Raw genomic sequence first — 21,019 nt, forward strand, 5'->3', positions numbered from 1 at the left:
CCGGTGACCGCGGAACCGGAGACCGACCGCCCCCCGCACGTGCTGGTCGTGGACGACGACCCCTCGATCCGGCGTGCCCTGGAGCGCGGCCTGCGCCTGGCCGGCTACCACGTCACCCTCGCCGCCGACGGCACCCGCGCCCTCGAACTGATCGCGCCCGCCGAGCCGATGACGCCCATCGCGCCCGCTCCGGCCCCGCAGGTCGTGGTCCTGGACGTGGCGATGCCCGGCGTCAGCGGCATCGACGTGTGCTCCACGCTGCGCGCGCGAGGCACCGAGACGCCGGTCCTGATGTTGTCCGCTCGCGACGAGACCGCGGACCGCATCGCCGGCCTGGAGAGCGGCGCGGACGACTACCTGGTGAAGCCCTTCGATCTGCGCGAACTCGACCTTCGATTAAGGGCGTTACTGCGCCGACGACCTAGCGCGGGGGCCGGCGAGCCGCTGCTGCGGGTCGGCCCGGTCGCGGTGGACGTGGCCGCGCACATCGCGACCTGTCACGGCGTCGCACTGGATCTGACCCGTCGCGAGTTCGCGCTGCTGGAGGTGTTCGCCCGCAATCCGGGGCTGGTGCTGACCCGGGATCAGTTGCTGGACCGGGTCTGGGGCTACGACTTCGACGTGCGCACCGACGTGGTCGACACGTTCGTCTGCTACCTGCGCCGCAAGTTGGAGGCGGGCGGGCGCCCCCGCGTACTGCACACCGTGCGCGGGATCGGCTTCGTGCTGCGGATCTCGGGCGGTCCCGGATGAAACTCTCCACGCGGGTCGCGCTGTCGGTCGCCGTCCTGGTCCCGCTGCTCGTACTCGGCGCGGGCACGCTCGTGGTGGGTTGGGCCCGGCACGATCTGACCCAGCGCCAGGATCGGCAGTTACAGGAGCGGGCCGAGCGACTGACGCCGCCGGCGCGGGCGTTGGTCCGCACCGATCTGGACGACCGCCAACAGGCCATCCGCACACGGCAGTACCGGATGCTCGGGATGGCCCTGGACGTCGGCGTGCGGGTGGACACCCCGGACGGGCCGCTGCGGATGGGCCCCCAACCGCCGGACGGAACGCCCCTGCCCACGCACGCGCCGTACCCGGTGACCGTGCACACGGACAGGCGTTCGTGGCGGATGGTGACCCGGCCGCTGCCGACCGGCGCGCTCTACGTGTTCGTGCCTTCGGGCGAACCGGACGCGCAGGCGGCGCTGTTGCGTCGGCGCGTGTATGTGGTGACGGCGTTCGCGGTGCCGCTGTCCGCACTGGCCGGTCTGGTCGCCGGTACCGCGGCCACCCGGTCGCTGCGCGTGTTGCGCCGCCGGGCGGCCCGGCTGGATCCGGACGGCGGCGCGCACAACGCGGTGCACGTACCCTCCGGCGTGGTCGAGGTGGACGAACTCGGCCGCACACTCGACGACGTGCTGGGCCGGTACGCCGCGCAGACCGCGCGCACCCGCGAGGCGTTGGAGACCGCACGTTCGTTCGCCGCCACCGTCGACCACGAACTGCGCGGCCCGCTCACCGGGATGCGTACCGATCTGGACGTGCTGGCCACCTATCCGGACCTGGCCTCGACCGAGCGCGAGGACGTGGTCGCGGACCTGCGGATCGGCCACGAACGGGTGTTGGCGGTACTGACCGCGCTGCGCGCACTCGCCCAGGGCGACCTGGTGGACGCGGCGGCGTTCGGTCCGGTGGAGCTGGCCGAGGTCGCGCACGCGGCGGTCCGGGCCGCGCCCGCCCGCCGTCCGGGCGTCGAAGTGCGGGCCGCGGTACGGGTCGAGGCGCCGCACGAGGTGGTCGTGTACGGGCTCGCGGCGGGGCTGCGGCTGCTCGTGGACAACCTGATCGGCAACGCGCTGGTGCACGGCGCCAATCGGGTGCTGGTGAAGGTGCTGCCCGGGCTGGATTGCGGCGTGGTGTGCGTGGACGACGATGGGCCCGGGATCGCGCCGGAGTTGCGCGAGGTGGTCTTCGAGCGCTTCCACCGCGGGCCGAACAGTCCCGGCGCCGGGCTGGGACTGACCCTGGTGGCCCAACAGGTCGCGCTGCACGGCGGTCGGGTCACCGTGGGCGTGCCACCGTCCGGACGCGGCACTCGGATCGAGGTGGTGCTGCCGCTGCGCGCGGATCCCCAGGCGGCGCGCGAGCGCGCGTGGCTGGGCGTCCGGGCCCAGGAACCGCCGAATACGCCTGCCCGGGCCGCACCGGTGCCCTCGGTGCGCGCCGACGTACCGAAATCCCGCGCGGCGCCCCGCCCTGTCGGGAAAATCCCTTCCCAGGCCGCCCATTCACAGGAAACCCACAAGGATCGTCCCTAGCCTCCCGGTACGCCGTGCCCGCCCGGGGTGGGGCGGGCCCGGCGTTTTTTGGGGGGAGGCCGTGCATGCGTGTGTCCGACCGCATGGGGGGCGCGGACCTCACCGACCCGGTGTCCATGGGGGTACGGCTTGCCGCGCCCCTGGCGTATGCGGGAACGCCCGGTGGCGGCGGCCACCGGGCGCCCGCCCCGTGCCCACGACTGTCGCGGCGGGACCCGCGGCAGGCCGAGGCGCCGACTCGATTCGACGGCGACCGTAGCGGCACGGGTCACATGGCGCGCATCCGGCGGCGGAGCGCGACGGACGAGCGGCACATCCGGCCGGAGGTGGCGACCCGCCTCGGGAACAACCGGGCCACGCCTGGGTATCCGACGCCGGAGTGGCGGCGGCGGAGCAGCCCTTCGACGGTGCGCCGGGCGTGGCGTGCCGCCCGACCGGAGAGACCGATCGGGTGAGCCGCGGACTCGCGCTGCCCGGAGCGGCGGCGGGCGTCCTGGCGGCGGTGGTGTCGGCGATCGTCGCGCTGACCGCGTGCGGTGCCGACGAAAACGACCCGGGCACCCACGAGTTGGGCACGATGGCCCCGGCGGCCGCCCCCGGACCGACCACACCGGGATCGCCGTTCACGTCGACTGTCGTCGGCACACGGAACACGATTCGGCACGCGTGCGTGGACGTGGAGAAGCCACTACAACCCTGAACCGAGCCGCGCCGGGGGCCGATGCCGTGGTCGGCCCCGAGGAACCGGTGTGGGATGTTCGGATCACGGAGGGGGCGATCCGAACATCCCACACCGGTCCCACCTCCCACCTCCCGCCGGCCACACCAGGCACCGGACCACCGCTGGCCACCCGCAATCGGCAGCGCCGCAACCACCGCCCCCGCCGCGTGACGCCGCACCCGCAGCCGCGCCACGGCACGGGCCGGACCCGCCTCACGCGCCCATCCGCGCTCCCGCACCGACCCGGCCGGCGCACCACGAAGCCGCGCCACGGCCACAGTGCGAACCGCCTCGCAAGGCCGCACCGCGAACCCGCATCGCCTCGACCGCTCCCCCGCCTCAGAGCTCGAGGAAGCGCAACACCGCCATCACCCGCCGGTGGTCGGTGTCCGAGGGCGGCAGGTCGAGCTTGGTGAAGATGTTGCCGACGTGCTTCTCCACCGCCCGCTCGGTGACCACCAGCTTCTTCGCGATCGCCGCGTTCGTCCGGCCCTCGGCCATCAGCCCGAGCACCTCGTGCTCGCGCGGGGTGAGGGTGCTCAATCCGCCGCTGCGCAGTCCCGCACCGAACAGTTGGGTGACCACCTCGGGGTCCAACGCGGTGCCGCCGGCCGCGACTCGCTCCAGCGCGTCGGTGAAGTCCCGCGTGTCCACCACACGTTCCTTGAGCAGGTAACCGACGCCCGCCGCGTTGCCGCCGAGCAGTTGTGCCGCGTACCGGGTCTCGATGTACTGCGAGAAGACCAACACCCCGATGCCGGGGTAGTCCCGGCGGATGTCTATCGCGGCGCGCAGGCCCTCGTCCGTGTGCGTCGGGGGCATCCGGATGTCGACCACGCAGACATCCGGCTTGTGTTCGGCCACCGCCGCGCGTAGCGCGTCGGCGTCCGCGACGGCGGCCGCGACCTCGTGGTCGCGGTCGAGAAGCAGTTGAACCAGGCCGTCCCGCAGGATCGCGGCGTCTTCGGCAATGACGATGCGCATGGGCCCGATCGTCCCATGATCCGACCGCATCTCGGACCCAATCGTCTCGGGCCTGATCCTCTGGGCGCCGATCCTCTCGGAACATATCGTCTCAGACAAGATCGTCTTAGGTCAGATCATCTCGGACCAGCCCCTCCGGCCGCTCCCCCCTACCCCCAACGCCTACCGGCGCCCACCGCGCTAGCATCCCGACCCTCACTCCCGGATCGGCAGTTCCACCGTCACCTCGGTCGGCCCACCCAACGGGCTGACGATGCGCAGTACGCCGTCCACCGTGCGCACCCGCTCGACCAGACCGGTAAGACCGCTGCCCTTGCCCGCGTTCGCACCGCCGCGCCCGTTGTCGGTGACCGACAGCCGCAACCGGCCGTCCCGGACCAGCACGTCGACGGCCGCCGATGTCGCGCCCGAGTGGTGTGCGACGTTGGTGAGCAGTTCGGCGGCGCAGAAGTACGCGATGGTCTCGATCGTGGCGGGCGGGCGTACGTCGATGTCGGTGCGGACCTCGACCGGGACCGCGCTGCACGCGGCCAGGGTGGCCAGCGCTGCGTCCAGGCCCTGGTCCAGGACCGGCGGATGGATCCCCCTGGCCAGGTCGCGCAGTTCCACGATCGCCTCGCGGGCGTTGCCGAGCGCGCTGTCCACGAGGGTGCGGGCACGGTCCACGTCCATCGGGCGCTCGACGTCCTCGGCGTCCAGCTTCTCCTTGGCCATGCTGAGGTTCATCGCGAGCGCGACGAGCCGGGCCTGCGCGCCGTCGTGCAGGTCGCGTTCGATCCGGCGCAGCGTCGCGGCCGAATCATCGACGGCGATCGCCCGGGTCTCCTCCAGATCGGCCACCCGCTGCGCGGACTTGGTCGGCCCGAGCAGGGCCGGGATGAGCAGCCGGTCCAGGTATACGACGGCGCGTACGGCCCAGGGCGCGAGCAGGACGAGCAGGATTCCGGACGCGGACGCCGCCAGTTTGAGCGGCCAGGTGTCGAAGTACACGTCGCCCATCTGCATCCCCGAGTGGCGCACGACGCCGTGCGAGTCGGTGACGGTCGGGTCGAACACCGCCACGAGCAGCGGATAAACCACCATGATCAGCCCGTAGCTCCAGAACGCGCCGGTCACGACGGCCATGACGACGCCCAGCGGGAACTTGATCACGTGGTACGCGATCGCCCGCCAGCCCTCGGCGTTGCCCAGCGAGGAGCCCAGCAGTCCGAGCGGGCCGCGCTTGGGCCGGAATTTGCGCAGTGGCGGCGTCTCGACCCCGAGCATGGCGCGCGCCAACCCCCGATGGACCCCGCCCCACGCCCGCGCGCCCATCACCGTCAGGGCCAGGATCGGCAGACCGATCAGCGTGATGGTCAGTGCGACGCCGAAGGCCGTGAACACGAAGGTCACGCCGAAACCGATCACCGCGAGCGGGAGGGTGAGGATCGCGTAGCCGGTCTCGGCCCACGTTCGTCTCGTGAACGGCGCCTTCAGGAAGGGATGCATGGGGGACGTCCTCGGGGCAAATCGGGTGCGGCGGTGGACTGGTCACGACGGTGGAGCGTCACGGCGGTTGGGCCGTACCGGCGGATTCGTCATGGTCCGGTCGAGACCGTATCGGTGGAGTGTGTTCATGCTCCACGCGGCGGGGGTGTGCGGGCGAGGGTGACACCCCCCGACCTCACGGTTCGGCTAGCCCCACCTTTCCGCCACCCCTGCCCGCCTCTCCCCCGCCTTTCCGCCGCCCCTCCCCGCTTCTCCGCCTCTCCGCCTCTCCGCCGACACGACGAGCCACGACGAGCCACGATGCCTCCCAACCCACCGCTCGAAATCCCGGGACGCATCACCGCGTCTGCCGCGCGGCTCCCACGCGCATCGCGGCGGCCACCGCGTCGGCCAGTCGCTCGGTCTCCTCGGCGGTGAGGGTGGCCACGGTGATCCGCAGGCCGGGCGGCGAGCCGATCCGGTAGCGCGCGCCGGGCGCGACCGCCCAGCCGCGCGCGAGCAGGGAGGCGACGGCGGCGGTCTCGTCCGGGGCCGGGACCCATACGTTGATGCCGGTCCGGCCGATCGCGACGACACCGCGTGCGCGCAGGGCGTCGATGAGTCGGGTACGGCGTAGCCGGTAGGTCTCGCGCGCGACGTGGATGCGCTCGGCCACGTCCGGGTCGGTCCACGCGTGGGCGACCGCGAATTGCAGGATGTGGCTGACCCAGCCGGGGCCCAGCCGTTGCCGGCCGCCGATCCGGTCGATGGTCACCTCGTCGCCGGTCGCCACCGCGCAGCGCAGGTCCGGTCCGTACGCCTTGGCGGCCGAGCGGATGTGCGCCCAGTGAGTGGTGACGCCGGTGAGGGTGTGCAGGTCCAGGCCGGAGATGTCGTTGCCGTGGTCGTCCTCCAGGAGCACCACGTGCGGGTGGGCGGCCAGGATCGGGCGCAGCGCGGCGGCCCGTTCGGCCGACACCGAGGCGCCGGTGGGGTTCTGCGCGCGGGTGGTGACCACGAACGCGCGGGCGCCCGCCCGTAGCGCGGCCTCGGTCGCGGCCGGGTCGGGGCCCTCGTCGTCGACCGGGATCGGCTGCGGGGTCAGATTCAGCGCGGCGAGCAGGTCGAGCAGGTTGGCCCAGGTCGGGTCCTCGACCGCGACCGGATCGCCGGGGCGCAGGTGTGCGACGAGCGCGCGTTCCAGGCCGTCCAGCGCGCCGGAGGTCGCGGCCAGGTGCGCGGTGTCGATGCCGCCCGCCCTCAGCACCGTGCGGGCGGCATCGGCGAACGGTTCGTACAAGGCGCCGTGTTGGTAGAGAGTGCGCCATTCGGCCGGGTTCGGGAACGCCGGCGACGGCAGCAGATCGGGGTCGGGTTCGCCGGTGGACAGGTCGCGGGTGCCGGGCGGCATGGACGGGCCCAGGTCGTTGCGCCGGATGGTGGCCGGTCGGGCTCGGATCCGGGTACCGGCCCGGCCGTGTGTCTCCACGATGCCGCGTTCGCGCAGGGTGCGGTACGCGGCGGCGACGGTGTTGGCGTTGACGCCCAACTCGGCCGCGAGTGTGCGCACGGGCGGCAGTGCGTCGCCGGGGGCGAGTTCGCGGGCGTGCAGGTCGCGCTCGACGGATGCGGCGATGTCGGCGGCGGTGCGACCGGTGGTGGCCATGTCTCTCCTGCATCCGGGCACGTTCGGTGCCTGCTGCCCGGCGGGGTCGGTGGTCGGGGCGTCGGTGGTCGGGGCGTCGGGGACTGGGGCGTCCGGTGCGGGCCGTGCTCGTTCATGGGCTGCGGGGCTGCGGGTCTGTGCGGCCACGCCGAACTCGCCGGTCTCGCGGCGGGCCGGGTGGCTCATCGGTCGGGCGGTCGGGCGGTCGGGCGGTCGGGCGGCAGATCGGTCGGCGGGTTGAGCGACAGGTCGTCGGATTATGCCGTTGACAGCCTCCCCGACCTCGCCTCTATCGTACTACTCCAATGAGTTCTTTGAACTAGTACAAAGGATCTTCGCGATGACCGAGTACCCCGCAACCACCGCCACCACCCCGTATCGGCACCGCGACCGGATGCACTACGACGTCGCAGCCGTGCACGCGATCCTGGACGCGGGCTTCCTGGCACACGTCTCGTTCACCATCGGCGGTCGCCCCCAACTCATCCCTCTGGCGTTCGGTCGCGACGGCGAACGCCTGTACCTGCACACCTCCAGCGGCGGCCAACTCGCACTGGCCGCGCGGGCGAGCGGCACCGAGGGCCTCCCGGTGGCGGTCTCGGTCACCCACGTGGACTCGGTGGTGCTCTCCCGCTCGGCGATGCACCACTCGATGGACTACCGCTGCGTGATCGCGCACGGCCCGCTGACCTACGTCGCCGACCCGGACGAGCAACTGCACGCCTACCGGGTGATCATCGACCACCTGGTCCCGGGCCGCGCCGACGACGTGCGGCAGCCCTCCCCGAAGGAGAACGCCCAGACGGCGGTGCTCCGCCTGGAGTTGGACCAGGTCGCCGCGAAGATCCGCGACCACGGCCTGGCCGAGGACCCCGACGACCTCGACCTGCCGACCTACGCCGGTGTGGTACCCCTGACCACCACGCGGGGCCCGATCCGCCCGGACCGAGAGCAGGAGATCCCGGCCTACCTCGCCAAGTGGCTCGGCGCGTCCTGAGCCGACCCCGGTGTGCACGGCCGGCACGGTGCCCGAGGGGTGTTCCGGCTCGGTCGTCCTGGTGGATCAGGGGCGTTGCGGCTGCTCGGTCGACCTGGGGGGTCAGTCGTGTTCGACGCGGGCCGCCAACCGACAGACCGCGGCGACCGCGACGACGAACACGCCCGCCACGATGGCCAGTTGGGTGGTCGGGAGGTCCACGCTGTCGTTCCTGGCGGCGTCGGTGACCACCTCTAGGACGCGCGCCGCCGGGCTACCCGGGACGATCAGGGCCGCCAGGGTGGCCAGCGCGGCGAGCGGGACGGCGTACGCCGGGCGACGCAACAGCGGGCGGTTGGTCAGCGCGCCGATCGCCACGCCGGCCAGGATGGTGACGAGTTGGGCCACCGCTCCCGCGGCGATCGCCTCGCCGCGATCGACGCCGTGCGTCGCGTGGTCGGCGATACGATCGGTGGAAGCGGCCAGCACGCCGGTGCACAGCGCGGCGAGCACGCCCGACAGGACCAGCGCGACCAGCAGCGCCGCCAGATGCGAGCGGCCGGGTCCGACCGCCGCCGACGCGGTCTGCCGGGCCGCGGCGGGCTCGACCGTGACCGACACGCGGGTGAGCCACACCGCGATCGGCATGATCGCGGCGGCGGCCCACGCGAACGAGCCGAGCAGCGGATCGCCGCCGGCCACGCCGATGGCCATCACCGCGGCGTAGACCAACACCGGCGGCACCCACCGGTAGGAACGCAGCACCAGGGCCGCCTGATAACGCACCACGGCGGAGATCACGCGCCGTCTCCTTCCCGGCGGACCGAGCGCACGCCGACCCCGGGCACGCTGGTGAGCAGATGGCGCAGCAACGCGTCGGAGTGCGCCGTGGTGGTGTGCAGCCGCAGGACGCCCGGGCGGGTCTCCTCGCGGTCGGGATCGCCTGGGAGGCGGTCGAGTTCGGGGCGGTGGCCGCTGTCGATGTCGATCACCACGCGGATCGCGTTCACGGCGGAGATCGCCGGGGTGACTGCGCCCGACTCGACCCGATACGTGTCGGTCACCTCGTCGGCCAGCCGGCGCGCGTCGTGGTCCACGAAGACCACCGTGGCGCCGGCCTCGACCCGTTCGACGACACAACCGTCCAGGACGTCCCGCGAGCGGCCGTCCAGTCCGGTCCACGCCTCGTCCAGGACGAGCAGGTCGGGTTCGGCCATGAACGCCTGTGCCACGGCGACCTTTTGACACGTGCCTTTGGACAGTCCGCGCAGCGGCGCGCGGGTCTTGTCCGCGAAGTCCAGGCGTTCGGCCCACTCCTGGGCGCGTCGCCTGCTCTCCCGTCCGGTCAGGCCGTGCAGCCTGCCCAGGTGGGTGAGGTAGCGCAGGGCGGTGAGCGGGAGTTCGGGCGGGAATCGTTCGGGGACGTAGGCGGCCGAGCCGCGTTCGGTGACGCTGCCGGTGGTCGGTTCGCAGACCCCCGCGAGGACCCGGAGCAGGGTGGACTTGCCGCTGCCATTGGCGCCTTCGACCCGTACCAGGCCGCCGCGCGGCAGGTGCAGGTCCACCGCGCGCAGCACCCATGGTCCGCGCAGGGCGTATCGCTTGCCGACACCCGTCAGGTGCACCGCCGTCCCCCTTCACCGGAACCTCGGCAGCAGACCTTACGGCAGGACGAGATCGCGCACACGGCGCCCTCGGTCGGCGTCGGGTACGAACTGCCATGCCGCATAAGGCTCCGAACCGGCTCAGGGCTTCGAACGTGATCACGGCTCCGGACGGGCAGACGGCTCCGGACGGGCTGACGGCTCCGGACGGGCTCATCGCCCCGGACGGACGCGCAAGGGCTCGAACACGCGCAAGGGCCCGCCGCCGAGGCGACGAGCCCTGCGTACGTGCTTGTGGTGCGGTTGCGCGGATCTACATGGCGGTCTTGGACGTCTTGGGCGCGGCGGCCTTCAGCTCGGCACCGGCCGCGTTCGGCACCGGGTCGGGGAGCTTTTGGCAGACCGCGTCGGCCGGGCCGTGGCCCCTGCCCTTCGGGGTCTTGCCGGTGACCAGGTACTCGTTCAGGTAGTTGTCCAGGCAACTGCTGCCGCTGAGCGAGATGCCGTGGTTACGGCCGCCCTGCTCGACCACCAGGGCCGAGTCGCGCAGCAGCCGGTGCATCGTGACGCCGCCCTGGTACGGGGTCGCGGCGTCGTTGGTCGCCTGGAACAGCAGCGTCTTGGGCAGCTTGTCGTTGGCGACGTTCACCGGCTTGAGGCCGGACGTCGGCCAGAACGCGCAAGCCGCGTTGAACCAGACGTTGTTCCAGGTCAGGAACGGTGCCTTGGCGTAGGTCTTGACCGCGTCACGGTGCCAGGTCGCCCAGTCCTTGGGCCAGGACGCGTCCCGGCACTGGGTGGCCAGGTAGCCACTGTTGACGTTGTCGTTGGCCGGGCTCGGCGCCGCCAGGTCCTCGTACGCCGTGCGCAGCGGACCCGTGACGTTGTCGACCACGTAACCCGAGAAACCCTCGGCCAGTTCGGCCCAGGTCGAGTCGTTGTAGCCGCCCTGCGCGAATGCGTCCTCGAGTTCCGAGCCGCCGACGACGCCCTCGGCCGGGTTCTTGCTCAGCTTCTCGCGCATCGTGTACCAGGCGCTCTCCACCTTGGCGGGGTCGGTGCCCAGGCGGTAGTTCGCGTCGTACTTGGCGACCCAGGCGAAGAACGCCTTCAGGTTGCTGTTGAAGGCGACGTCCTGGCTGAGCTGGCTGCCGTACCAGATGCTGTCCTTGCTCGGGTCGACGATGCTGTCCAGCACCAGTCGCTTGACCCGGTTCGGGAACAGCTTGGCGTAGACCGAGCCGAGGTAAGTCCCGTACGAATAGCCGAAGTAGCTGATCTGCTTGGCCCCGAGGGCGGCGCGAATGGAGTCCATGTCCGCCGCCGAGGCCGGCGTGTTCATGTGCTTGAGGAAGTCGCCGTACTTGGCGCCGCACGCCTGGGCGTAGTCGTACACCCGCTTGATGTTGGTCAGTTCGTCCCCGAAGTTGTCCGGGACGGTGTCCGGACGGACCGGGTTGTTGAAGCCCGGTACGCAGTCCAGGTGCGGTTCGCTGGCGCCGGAGCCGCGCGGGTCGAACCCGATCACGTCGAACTGCGCGGCCACCTCGGGGCGCAGGTTCTTCGCGACGTAGCCGGCCAGACCTCGGCCGGGGGCACCGGGACCGCCGGGGTTGACCAGGAGTGGGCCGAGCGACTTCGCGGCGGTGTGCGGAATCCGCGACACCGCGATGGTGATCTGTCGGCCGCCGGGGTTGCTGTGGTCCATCGGGACCTGGAGTGAACCGCATTCCAGCGTCGGATAGTTCGAGCTGCCGCAGTTCTTCCAGGCAATGGGGGTGGATGCGGACTCGGCCGAAGTTGCGGGCGAGTCGTCCGCCAAAGCCGGTGGGGCGAGGGTCAGAAGCCCGCCCACCAACGTCGTGGCGGCTGCGAACGCGACGAGAGTGTGTCTCTTCACGTGGGTGTTCCTCCATGTGACGGAGCTGTCACGAGTGACATCGACGCCGGAGATGCTGCCGTGCCGACGACGGGTGCGACGAGGGGGCGGTCGGGTCGGAGTGTGAATCCTTGCCAAGGGGAGAGGTAACCATTACCCAAATTTTGGGTTTGGCATACGCGAAAGCCGTTTCATCGCATTTGCACCCGATCGATCGGAAAACCGGATGATCGCACTCCGTAGCCGACGCGCGTAGTTGACGCCACGTCAGCCCAGCACGCGGCGCGGTGCGCGCGGCGGCATGTGGCACGAGTGGTGATGCGGCGATACCGGGGCGGGGCGGTGAAGTAACGGCGGCCCGGCGGAGGCACAGCCGTGGCGAAACGCTCGGGCACATCGGCCTACCGGGAGGAGGCAACCGAGGCAAAGCGGCGGCGCGACCGTGGCACAACGGCAACGCGACGCTCGGGCGCCCCGACGGCCGGAACGAAGTCAGCAACCGCCGCGAGGCCGGGGCGAAGCCGCGAGGCCGGGGCGAAGCCGCGAGGCCGGGGCGAAGCCGCGAGGCCGGGGCGAAGCCGCGAGGCCGGGGCGAAGCCGCGAGGCCGGATCGGGCCGCGGCGCGGGCCCGATCCGGTGTGTCGCTCAGCCCAGGTAGGGCGGGGTCTGGCCCCAATCCCAACGCGGCATCGGAGTCTCCGGCAGCGGCGGCGGGTTGGGGCCGGAGTAGATGATCGCCATCCGGGTGCCCCACTCCAGGTAGTACGCGAGCACGCCGCGGAATTCCGGGTCGGCGGGCAGGCCCACGTCGTCGGCCGTCTCCAGCAGCAGCGCGACCCATCGGCGCCGCTGCGTCTCGGTGATCCCCCGGCCGAGGTGCTTCGAGGCCATATGCCGATGCCCGCCCAACTCGGTGCTGTAGCGGGACGGCCCCCCGAACACCTCGCCCAGCCAGGACGCCACGTGCTCGGCGTGATGCGAATCCATGTCCGCGAACACCGGAGCGAGGATCTCGTCCTTGGCCACCCGCTCGTAGAACGTCCCGAAGAGCCGCTCGAACGCGGGCGCCCCGCCGGCCCACTCGTACAGCGATGGAGTCGAACCGCCCTTACCCACCACGTCGGTCACCGCGTAGTGCCGCATCTCCTCGATCGCGGTGACGTACGGGCGGATCGCGGCGAAGAACGCGGCGAAGTGCTCACCCTTGCGGAAGCCGTTCAGATGCGCGTCCGTCGACGTCCAGCGAATGCGCAGGATGTACGCGGACGGCTCCTCCTGACATCGGCTCAACTCGTAGTCCACGCACTCCGGCGCCGCCGCGAGCGACTCGGCGGCCCGCGCGTACGCGGCCTCGAATTCGGTGCCGTCCGCTTCGGCGATCGTGTAGCGGATGTATTCGACGATCATGAACGGTCCCCCATGCAAGACGCTGGTTCGATCGCGTCAACCATAGGCATGATCGCCCGCCCGGCGATCATCGACGCCAGCCGATTTCGCCATCCGCGTAAGCGAATCCACTCACTCAACCAGACACCACCGAGGCCCCGACCAGGGAAGCCCACCCGGGTGGCATCGGGCGTCGGGCCAAGCGGGGACGGGGGGGTCGGGCCGAGCGGAGACGGAGACCCGGCCCGGTGGAGGCCCCGCCCGAGCGGCGGCACGGGTCCGCCGAGCGACTACGGAAGTCCGGCCGAACCCGGCACAGGAGCCCGGCCCGATGGAGGCAGGAACCCGCCCGAGCGGCGGTAGGGGTTCGGCCGAGCGAGTACGGGAGCCCGACCGAACCCGGCACAGAAGCCCCGCCCGATGGAGACAGGAACCCGCCCGAGCGGGAGCGGTTCGGCCGATCTGGCGTGGGAGCCCGCCCAAGCGGGGAGCAAGAACCCGGCCGAGCGGGAAAGCCAGAGCCCGCAACAGCGGGTGCAAGTACCCAGCCAAGTACGGGAGTCCGCCGAGCGGGGGCAGGAGCCCGGCTGATTGGAGGCAAGAACCCGCTGGAATGAGGGCAGGAGCCCGCCCCAATACCCGCAAGAGCCCAGCCGACCGGGTACGGGAGCCGGAACTCGGCCAAGCCGAGGGCAAAAACCTATCCGAGCGGAAGGCAGGAACCTGCCCCATCAACGGCAGGAGCCCACCCGAACAGGTACAAGATCCCAGCCGATCGAATGCGGAAGTCCGACCGAGCGGGAGCACGAGCCCGGGCCGGGGGCAAGAACCCACCCCCGCCGATGGCAGGAGCCCTCCCGAGCAGGAGCAAGAGCCCGGCCGAGCGGGAGGAGGAGCCCGGGCAAGGCGGCCAAGACCCGCCGGGCCAAGGACAGGAGCCTGCCGCCGTATCGGTGAAAGAGCCCGACCACGCGAAGGCAAGAGTCCAGCCGGGCGGGAGCAGGAGGGGCCCGGGCAGATCAGATGGCAAAGCCCGGCCAAGCTGGGGCTTGGGCTCGTCCCACCAAGAACAAGAGCCGCCCCAGTCAGTGCAAGAGCCCAGCCGACCCGCGGCGGGAGCCCGGCCAAGCCAAGCAGGCGCAGGAATCCGGTAGACCAGGCACGGCAGCCCCGCCAGGCAGGCACCAAGAACCCACCGGACCGAGGGCAAGAGCCTGTCCGAGCGGGAGCAGGGGCCTGCCCGACCAGGTGGCAAAGCCTCGGCCAGGCCAGGGGCGAGGACTCGCCCCACCGAGAACCAAGAGCCGCCCGAGCGAGAGCAAGAGCCCGCCGAGCGAGTGTGGGAGCCCGACCGAGCGGGCGTGGGAGTCCGGCCAACTCGGAGGCAAGAACCCCCCGGGCCAAGGACGGGGAGCTTGTTCGCGTCGGTTCAAGAACCCGGCCGGGCGGGCGTGGGAGCCCAACCAAGCGCCCGGGCGGGCGTGGGAGCCCGACCGGGCACCCGGACGGATGTGGGAGCCCGACCGGGCACCCGGGCGGATGTGGGAGCCCGACCGGGCACCCGGACGGGCGTGGGAGCCCAACCAAGCACCCGGACGGGCGTGGGAGCCCGACCGGGCACCCGGGCGGGCGTGGGAGCCAACCGAGCCGGCCGGGCGGGCGTGGGAGCCCAACCGAGCAGCCCGGGCGAGTGCAATCCGGCTCGCGCCGCAGCCGGTGTGCACTCCGTCCGGTGAGCGCCGTCCGGCCCGCACCGACAGTCGGTGTGTTCCCCGGCGCCCTCGCCGGCGGGCCGAACTCCGTCCAGCGCGCGGACGGCCGGCGAGGCTTCAGTCCGTCGCGCTCGGCCCGACGTCGAGCACCACCTTGCCCGCGACGCGTCGGCCCGCGAGGGCCTCGAACGCTCGCGCCACCCGCTCCCACGGCTCGCGCAGGCCGACCTCGACCACGAGTTCCCCGGTGGCCACCAGCGCGACCAGCGTGGCGAGATCGGCTCCCGGACTGCTCGCGTCGCCGAACGAACTCAGCGTCCGGGTCGCCCCCAGCGCGAACGTCGAATACGGCGGGAACACCGCAGGCTCCCCCGAAGCCCAGCCAACGCTCCGGATACCGCCTCCGGGCGCCAACAGCCCCCACGCGGCAACCAGTTGCGGCCCGCCGACGTTGTCGAGCACCAGGTCCAACGGCTCCTCGACACCCTCCAGGCCGGTGACGACCTCGGACGCGCCGAGGTCGACCAGTCCAGCGGCACGCTCCGGCGCACCGACGGAGGCGATCACGTACGCACCCGCCCGTGCGGCGAGTTGCACCGCCATGCGCCCGACACCGCCCGACGCACCGGTGATCAGGACACGTCGACCCGCCACCGGACCGCTTTCCCGCAGCACCCGCAACGCCGTGACGCCGGCCACGGGCAGTGCCGCGGCGGTCGCCGAGGCCACCGAGTCGGGCAGTTCCGCCAAGGCGTCGATGTCGACCGCCACCCGCCGCGCCCAAGCACCCGGCACACAGGCCACGACCCGCCTGCCCACCTCGGGCCCACCGCCGTCGGCCGCCGCCCGCACCACCACGCCCGCCGCGTCGAAGCCGAGCACCGTCCCCGCCGGACGCACATCCGTACGCAGATCGCCATGGTTGACCGACACGTGCCGCACGTCGACCAGCACCTGCCCGGGCCCCGGTTCCGGCTCGGGTATCTCCGCCGCCCGGACCCCGGCCGGCGCCTCGGGATCCACGACCAGCGCTCGAACAGTCATATCCGCTCCCTCGATTGATCGATCCGGCGGCCGTGCCGGATGAGCCCGGCGCTCGGGCTCGGGCGCTCGGGCAACCGGGCAACCGGGCAATCGGGCAACCAAGCGATCGGTAATCGGCTCCGGCCGCACACAGCACGCCACTTCGCCATACGGACCGCCAGTCCGGATGGTTCTCGGGTAATATACGGACCGTCAGTCCGATTGTTCAAGGAGGCCCCGTGTCGTCCCAGCCGGTCCACGAACGCGCCGATGCCACGCGCAACCGCCGTGCGATCCTGCGTGCCGCCGAGGACCTCCTGGCCCAACACGGCTTCGAGCACGTATCGCTGGACAAGGTCGCGGCGGCGGCGGGCGTCGGCAAAGGCACGGTGTTCCGCCGCTTCGGCAACCGCACGGGCCTGCTCCGCGCGCTACTGGAGGAACGTGCCCGCCTGCTCAGCGAGGCGATCGTCACGGGCCCGCCGCCCCTGGGCCCGGAGGCTCCCGCCGAGGTACGCCTGCCGGCCTTCCTCGACGCCCTCGCCGAACTCGCCGCCGGCAACATCGTCCTGCTGGCCGCCCACGAACGCGCCTGCGCCGAGGACAAGTACGCCGACCCCACCTACCTGCGCTGGCACGACCACATCACCGGCCTGCTCGCCCAATCCCACCCCGACCTGGACGTCGACTTCGTCGCCCACACCCTCCTGGGCATGTTCGACGCCGACCTGGTCCGCCACATCACCGACAACGGCGGCCCGGCCCGCCTCACCACATCGGTCCGCTCCCTAACCGCAGCCCTCCTGCAACCGGCCACCCACGCCGCCCGGCCGGATTAGCTCCGAGTCCACCCACCTCCGACCCCGACTCCGGCGAAGCCCGGGCTTCTCACCACGTGTCCCAATGCAGCACCTCCGAACTCGGGACTCGCGGGCCCCGCTTGAAGTCCGTCCCGATCGTGTGCGCCAGCGGGATCAGCGCCACGGGCATCACGTCGGCCGGCAGCCCGAGCAGTCGGGTGCCCTCGGGGCCGTAGAAGAGGTCGGGCGTGGTCCACGTCGTACCGAGCCCCCGGGCTCGCGCCGCAAGCATGAAACTCCACACCGCCGGCAGCACCGAACCCCACGTCCGGGCCTGCTCCGGCACCCCGACCGCGTCCGTACGACCGGTGATGCACGGAATCACGTGCACCGGCACCTCGTGCAGGTGGTCGAACAGGTAACCCGCACCCGCCATCACCCGCTGCATGGACTGCGGATTCGCCCAAGCCCGCGCCGCGTCCGCCGCCGGCACCGGCGTACCCGGCACCTCGCGCAGGCCCTTCCACACCAGGTCGGCCACGGCCTGCCGCCGCTCGGGATCGGTGACGACGACGAAGCTCCAGCGCTGTCGGTTTCGACCGTTCGGGGCCTGGAGCGCGAGTTCGACGCACTCCTCGATCAACCCCCGATCAACCTCGCGCCCCAGATCCAACCGAAACCGCACGGCCCTTGTGGTACCGAGCAGTTCGTCGGGCGAGAGAGGAAGAACGGTCATGATCAAACTCCTTCGAGAGGGAGCCAACCTGCACGGGAGAGCGCTTCGCCCATGAGTTGGCCACAGATGATTCGGGCAAAGATGGTTCGGACGCAGACGAGTTGAGGGCAGCCAAGTCGAGCGCAGAAGAGTCGGATCCAGATGCTTTGCACCCAGACGATTCGAACGCAGATGCGCCGCACCCAGATGTGTTGAGCCAAGACGAGTCGGACGCAGATGCATTGAGCGCAGACGAGTTGCGCCCAGACGAATCGGACGCAGACGCTTTGCGTCCAGACGAGTCGGATGTAGATGAGTTGAGCGAGGACGAATCGGACGCGGATGCACTGAGCACAGACGGATTGGACGCATAAGGACCGAGTACAGATGATTTGCATCCAGACAAGTTGGATGAACATGATTCGGGCGCTGGTGCGTTGGGCCCAGACGAGTTGAGTGCAGACGAGTCGGACACAGATGCTCTGCACCCAGACGATTCGGACGCAGATGCGCGGCGCCCAGATGCGTTGGGCACAGACGAATTGGCCACGGACGAGTTGGGTGCAGAATGATTTTGTGCAGATGATCTGGGGCCAGATGATTGAAGGAAAACGTATGCCTACAGATCGTCTTGCGTCAAACAATCTTTCGGCGTGCGATAGCCTTGCGCCATGAAGAAGGCCGCCGTCGAGCACACCACCCAGGCCAAACCTCACTACTTCCCGCGGCTCGCCGAGGAGCGCGTGGACATCGCGCTGTGTCGCGCCGCCGCCGCGATGGCCCGCGCGGCCGACGCGCACGCCGCCGGTCAGGAGGTGGGTGTAGGTCAGCACCTCGTCCTGAAGATGCTCGACGCCGTCGGGCCGAGTGCACAGCAGGCGTTGGCCGAGGAACTGCGCATCGACCGCAGCGTCATGGTCGGCATCGTCGACTCGCTGCAAAAGGCCGGGCTGGTCCGCCGTGACCGCGACCCGGTCGATCGCCGCGCGTACGCCGTCACGATCACTGCCGCCGGCACCCGCGTACTCACCGAGGCAGAGCGCGACATCCCCGACTTCCTCGACAGCAGCTTCGCCGCACTGACCGCCGCCGAGCGCCGGCAACTCACCACCCTCCTCGGCAAACTCCTCGCGAAGTAGGACAACGAGTACCGGGAGGACGAGGAGCCCAGGACCGCAGGACCGGTAGGACCCAAGGACCGGACGGACCGGAAGGACGCCGATGGTCGGCAGGTTGCAGTGCGTCGTGTTGGACTGCCCGGACGTCCACGAACTCGCCCGGTTCTACGCGGCGCTTCTCGGCGGCGCCGTCGACCGACCCGATCCGCGCTGGGCGGTCGACTCCGACTTCGCGACCGTTCATACCGAGGCCGGGCTCGTGTTGGCGTTTCAGCGCGTCGCCGACTACCGGCCGCCGCAGTGGTCCGACGCCGCGCGTCCGCAGCAGTTTCACCTCGACGTGGACGTCCCGAACCTCGACGCCGCGCACGAGCAGGTCCTCGGACTCGGCGCCGTGTTGCTCCGTGTCGACCCTCGTGGTTGGCGGGTGTACGCCGATCCGGCGGGCCACCCCTTCTGCCTCCTCGGCCGATGACGACGAACCGCGCCGAAAACGAAGCGGGCACCGAGGCCGCCCTCGCGCCACTGACTTCCGCCGACCTATCCGACCTGCACGACTTCCTGGTCCGGGCCGACCTCACCCTCAGCGGGCTCGACGCGCCCACCGTGCGCCTGTGGTTGCTTCGGGACGCCGCCGGGGTCGTGCGCGGCAGTACCGGGTTCGAGTTGTCCGCTGCCGGCGAGCACGCCCTGATCCGCAGCGTCGCGGTGGATCAGGACGCTCGGCGGCAGGGACTGGGTCTCGATCTGGCACGCTACGCGCTCGACCGGGCCGCCGACGCCGGCGCCCGTCGGGCCTGGCTGTTCAGTCGCCGATCGGGACCGTTCTGGCGGAAGTTGGGCTTCGAACCGGCCGACCGAACCCGACTCGCGACCGTACTGGCCGAGACCCATCAGGTCTGCCTGTTTCGCGCGACCGGGCAACTCGACCGCGAGGTGGCCTGGTCCCGCGAGTTGAGCCCGGGGCGTACGCCCGCGCGCTGACGCCGGACACACCCGAGCCCGTCCCCCGATCCCGCCGGGCGCGACGCGGCGGGATCGGGAAGGACGGGCCCTGGCCCGGCCCGATCATCGGGCCGACTGCGGGACGCGGGCGAATCGGACGTGCGCCCCGCAGAGTCACTCGGACATTTGATCACCCAGGCGTCCAACCACGCGATCTGGTGACCCCTCGATCCCGTCGATCCCGTCGATCACGCGGTCACGTGCGCACCGCGTCCGGAGCCCTCATGATCCACGGCAAAGGCTCGATTCTGCCCGTCGAACTGTCATGCGATCTCCGAGATTCCTATAGCTACGGTGAAGAATGCAATTTCCGGAAGCCCTCCATCCGCTTGGCGGGCGTCGGCTATCCGGATACATCGTCACAAAAAGCACCATCAACCCCCGCACACATCCGCCCACATGCGCACGTGACCCCACCCAACCTCACTCGCCTCACCCGGCCTCACCCGCCCCCACGTGACCGAACACGACCCCACGCGCCCCCGCGTCCGCCCACCGCCGCACGGCCGCAGGCCGCACCGCCGCGCCTCCGCACCTCCGGACCACCGCAACAAGACCGCCCGGCCGCCCACTCACCCCCCGTCCCCGTACACCCGGGCCAACGCCGCCACCGCCGCCCGCATCCCGGCCCGCAGTTCCGCCGGTTCGAGCGCCTCCACCTCACCGCCGAACGGCAGCAGCGTCGTGATCGCCTGCTCGACCGACTCGATCGGGACGACCACCTCCACCCAGCCGTCCGCGTCGGGCCCGGTGGCGCTCGCCCGGGCCGCGTGCACCACGGCCGGTTCCGTCAGGTGCGTCAGCCGGTCCATGGCAATCGGCGACATCCGCACGGTCGCCGACGCGCGGAGCCGGCGGCGGTCGAACCGGTCCAGGTAGTCCTGCCAATGCGCCGCCAACGCGAACCCGGCCGGCCGCTCGAACGACCCCGATCGCACCTCGACGTCCAGGATCCGGGACACCCGGTACGTACGGATCGCCTCCCGTCCCCCGTCACCGTGCGGGCCGCCGCCCTCGGCCGACTCCGCGTGTGCGGCGACCAGATACCAGGCGCCCGCCTTGAGCACCACGCCGTACGGATCGACCACCCGCGTGGTCTCGCTCGGCTCGGCCCAGCGGAGATAGCGGATTCGCAACCGCCGGCGGTTCCACACCGAGTCCGCGACCTCGGCCAGGTGCGGTGTGGGGTCGGCGGCGCCGTACCAGGACGGCGCGTCGAGATGGAAGCACTCGGCGATCCGCCCGGCGCGGTCGCGCAGTTCGGCCGGGAGCGCCGCCATCAGCTTGAGATGCGCGGCGGTCAGCACCGAGCCCAGACCCAGGTCGGCGGCGGCGGTCGGCAGGCCGGTGAGGAACAGCGACTCGGCCTCGCCCGTGGTGAGCCCGGTCAGCCGGGTACGGAAGCCGTCGAGCAGTTCGTACCCGCCGCGATGGCCCGGATCCGCGTACAACGGCACCCCGGCCGCACTCAGCGACTCCATGTCCCGGTAGATCGTGCGCACCGAGACCTCCAAGGTGTCCGCGATCTCCCGAGCCGTGACCCGCCCCCGGATCTGCAACAACAACAGGATGGAGACCAGCCGACTCGCCCGCATGCGCGCATTCTGCCGAACTCCACTGACATAACGTGTCAGTGCAGTCCACCTACGGTCCGACC

Annotated in this window: 18 protein-coding genes; 8 read left to right on the top strand and 10 right to left on the bottom strand. The window is 71.3% G+C overall.

From position 1 onward, the window contains the following. Positions 1 to 3 precede the first annotated feature (3 nt). From ACIBSV_RS21830 to ACIBSV_RS21840, 3 genes are all read left to right on the top strand, one after another. Entirely contained in the window at positions 4 to 753 is a 750-nt protein-coding gene (locus ACIBSV_RS21830) for a response regulator transcription factor (protein WP_395865435.1), read from the top strand. Then, the gene (locus tag ACIBSV_RS21835; RefSeq protein WP_395865437.1) at positions 750 to 2,306 is read left to right on the top strand and encodes a sensor histidine kinase; all 1,557 of its coding nucleotides are present in this window, start codon (positions 750 to 752) and stop codon (positions 2,304 to 2,306) included. The genes ACIBSV_RS21830 and ACIBSV_RS21835 overlap by 4 nt, the downstream gene beginning before the upstream one ends. Positions 2,307 to 2,757: 451 nt before the next feature. After that, positions 2,758 to 3,006: a hypothetical protein gene (locus ACIBSV_RS21840; protein ID WP_395865439.1), complete on the top strand. Its 249-nt coding sequence runs from the start codon at positions 2,758 to 2,760 to the stop codon at positions 3,004 to 3,006. Between the two features lie 360 nt (positions 3,007 to 3,366). Here the strand turns inward: ACIBSV_RS21840 and ACIBSV_RS21845 are convergent, their stop codons facing one another. The 3 genes from ACIBSV_RS21845 to ACIBSV_RS21855 form a co-directional block, all read right to left on the bottom strand. Continuing rightward, positions 3,367 to 4,011, bottom strand: coding sequence for a response regulator (locus tag ACIBSV_RS21845; RefSeq protein ID WP_395865441.1), 645 nt, complete (start codon positions 4,009 to 4,011; stop codon positions 3,367 to 3,369). A 195-nt stretch (positions 4,012 to 4,206) separates the two neighbouring features. Continuing rightward, positions 4,207 to 5,499 carry a sensor histidine kinase gene (locus ACIBSV_RS21850; RefSeq protein ID WP_395865443.1) on the bottom strand — a complete coding sequence of 431 codons (1,293 nt, stop codon included), beginning with the start codon at positions 5,497 to 5,499 and terminating at the stop codon, positions 4,207 to 4,209. Positions 5,500 to 5,836: 337 nt separating this feature from the next. Next, entirely contained in the window at positions 5,837 to 7,144 is a 1,308-nt protein-coding gene (locus tag ACIBSV_RS21855) for an aminotransferase class I/II-fold pyridoxal phosphate-dependent enzyme (protein ID WP_395865445.1), read from the bottom strand. Between the two features lie 340 nt (positions 7,145 to 7,484). Here ACIBSV_RS21855 and ACIBSV_RS21860 point away from each other — a divergent pair, with 340 nt between their 5' ends. Next, entirely contained in the window at positions 7,485 to 8,141 is a 657-nt protein-coding gene (locus ACIBSV_RS21860; protein WP_395865447.1) for a pyridoxamine 5'-phosphate oxidase family protein, read from the top strand. Between the two features lie 102 nt (positions 8,142 to 8,243). Here ACIBSV_RS21860 and ACIBSV_RS21865 read toward each other — a convergent pair whose 3' ends face one another. The 5 genes from ACIBSV_RS21865 to ACIBSV_RS21885 all read right to left on the bottom strand — a co-directional run bounded on the left by ACIBSV_RS21865 (position 8,244) and on the right by ACIBSV_RS21885 (position 15,745). Beyond that, the gene (locus ACIBSV_RS21865) at positions 8,244 to 8,921 is read right to left on the bottom strand and encodes an ABC transporter (RefSeq protein WP_395865449.1); all 678 of its coding nucleotides are present in this window, start codon (positions 8,919 to 8,921) and stop codon (positions 8,244 to 8,246) included. Further along, complete coding sequence (locus ACIBSV_RS21870) at positions 8,918 to 9,745, bottom strand: ATP-binding cassette domain-containing protein (protein WP_395865451.1); 828 nt, start codon at positions 9,743 to 9,745, stop codon at positions 8,918 to 8,920. The genes ACIBSV_RS21865 and ACIBSV_RS21870 overlap by 4 nt, the downstream gene beginning before the upstream one ends. A 292-nt stretch (positions 9,746 to 10,037) precedes the next feature. After that, a complete protein-coding gene (locus ACIBSV_RS21875) occupies positions 10,038 to 11,624 on the bottom strand; it encodes an alpha/beta hydrolase (protein ID WP_395865453.1) in 1,587 nt (528 codons plus the stop codon). Positions 11,625 to 12,248: 624 nt separating this feature from the next. After that, positions 12,249 to 13,010 (bottom strand): group II truncated hemoglobin, encoded by a 762-nt coding sequence (locus ACIBSV_RS21880; protein ID WP_395865454.1) that lies wholly within the window; start codon positions 13,008 to 13,010, stop codon positions 12,249 to 12,251. A 1,808-nt stretch (positions 13,011 to 14,818) separates the two neighbouring features. Next, entirely contained in the window at positions 14,819 to 15,745 is a 927-nt protein-coding gene (locus ACIBSV_RS21885) for a zinc-binding dehydrogenase (RefSeq protein WP_395865456.1), read from the bottom strand. 218 nt (positions 15,746 to 15,963) lie between these two features. Here ACIBSV_RS21885 and ACIBSV_RS21890 point away from each other — a divergent pair, with 218 nt between their 5' ends. Beyond that, entirely contained in the window at positions 15,964 to 16,563 is a 600-nt protein-coding gene (locus ACIBSV_RS21890) for a TetR/AcrR family transcriptional regulator (RefSeq protein ID WP_395865458.1), read from the top strand. 49 nt (positions 16,564 to 16,612) lie between these two features. Here the strand turns inward: ACIBSV_RS21890 and ACIBSV_RS21895 are convergent, their stop codons facing one another. After that, on the bottom strand, positions 16,613 to 17,260 hold the full coding sequence (locus tag ACIBSV_RS21895) for a nitroreductase family protein (RefSeq protein WP_395865459.1): 648 nt from the start codon (positions 17,258 to 17,260) through the stop codon (positions 16,613 to 16,615). A 650-nt stretch (positions 17,261 to 17,910) separates the two neighbouring features. On the opposite strand from ACIBSV_RS21895, the gene ACIBSV_RS21900 reads away from it, so the two are divergent. From ACIBSV_RS21900 to ACIBSV_RS21910, 3 genes are all read left to right on the top strand, one after another. Next, positions 17,911 to 18,378 carry a MarR family winged helix-turn-helix transcriptional regulator gene (locus ACIBSV_RS21900; RefSeq protein ID WP_395865460.1) on the top strand — a complete coding sequence of 156 codons (468 nt, stop codon included), beginning with the start codon at positions 17,911 to 17,913 and terminating at the stop codon, positions 18,376 to 18,378. A gap of 82 nt (positions 18,379 to 18,460) precedes the next feature. Continuing rightward, positions 18,461 to 18,832, top strand: coding sequence for a VOC family protein (locus ACIBSV_RS21905; RefSeq protein WP_395865461.1), 372 nt, complete (start codon positions 18,461 to 18,463; stop codon positions 18,830 to 18,832). Continuing rightward, the gene (locus ACIBSV_RS21910; protein WP_395865463.1) at positions 18,829 to 19,341 is read left to right on the top strand and encodes a GNAT family N-acetyltransferase; all 513 of its coding nucleotides are present in this window, start codon (positions 18,829 to 18,831) and stop codon (positions 19,339 to 19,341) included. The genes ACIBSV_RS21905 and ACIBSV_RS21910 overlap by 4 nt, the downstream gene beginning before the upstream one ends. Positions 19,342 to 19,934: 593 nt before the next feature. Here ACIBSV_RS21910 and ACIBSV_RS21915 read toward each other — a convergent pair. Then, complete coding sequence (locus tag ACIBSV_RS21915; protein WP_395865465.1) at positions 19,935 to 20,957, bottom strand: helix-turn-helix transcriptional regulator; 1,023 nt, start codon at positions 20,955 to 20,957, stop codon at positions 19,935 to 19,937. Positions 20,958 to 21,019 lie beyond the last annotated feature (62 nt).

The sequence above is a fragment of the Embleya sp. NPDC050154 genome (assembly GCF_044460165.1).
In the GTDB taxonomy this organism is placed as follows: domain Bacteria; phylum Actinomycetota; class Actinomycetes; order Streptomycetales; family Streptomycetaceae; genus Embleya.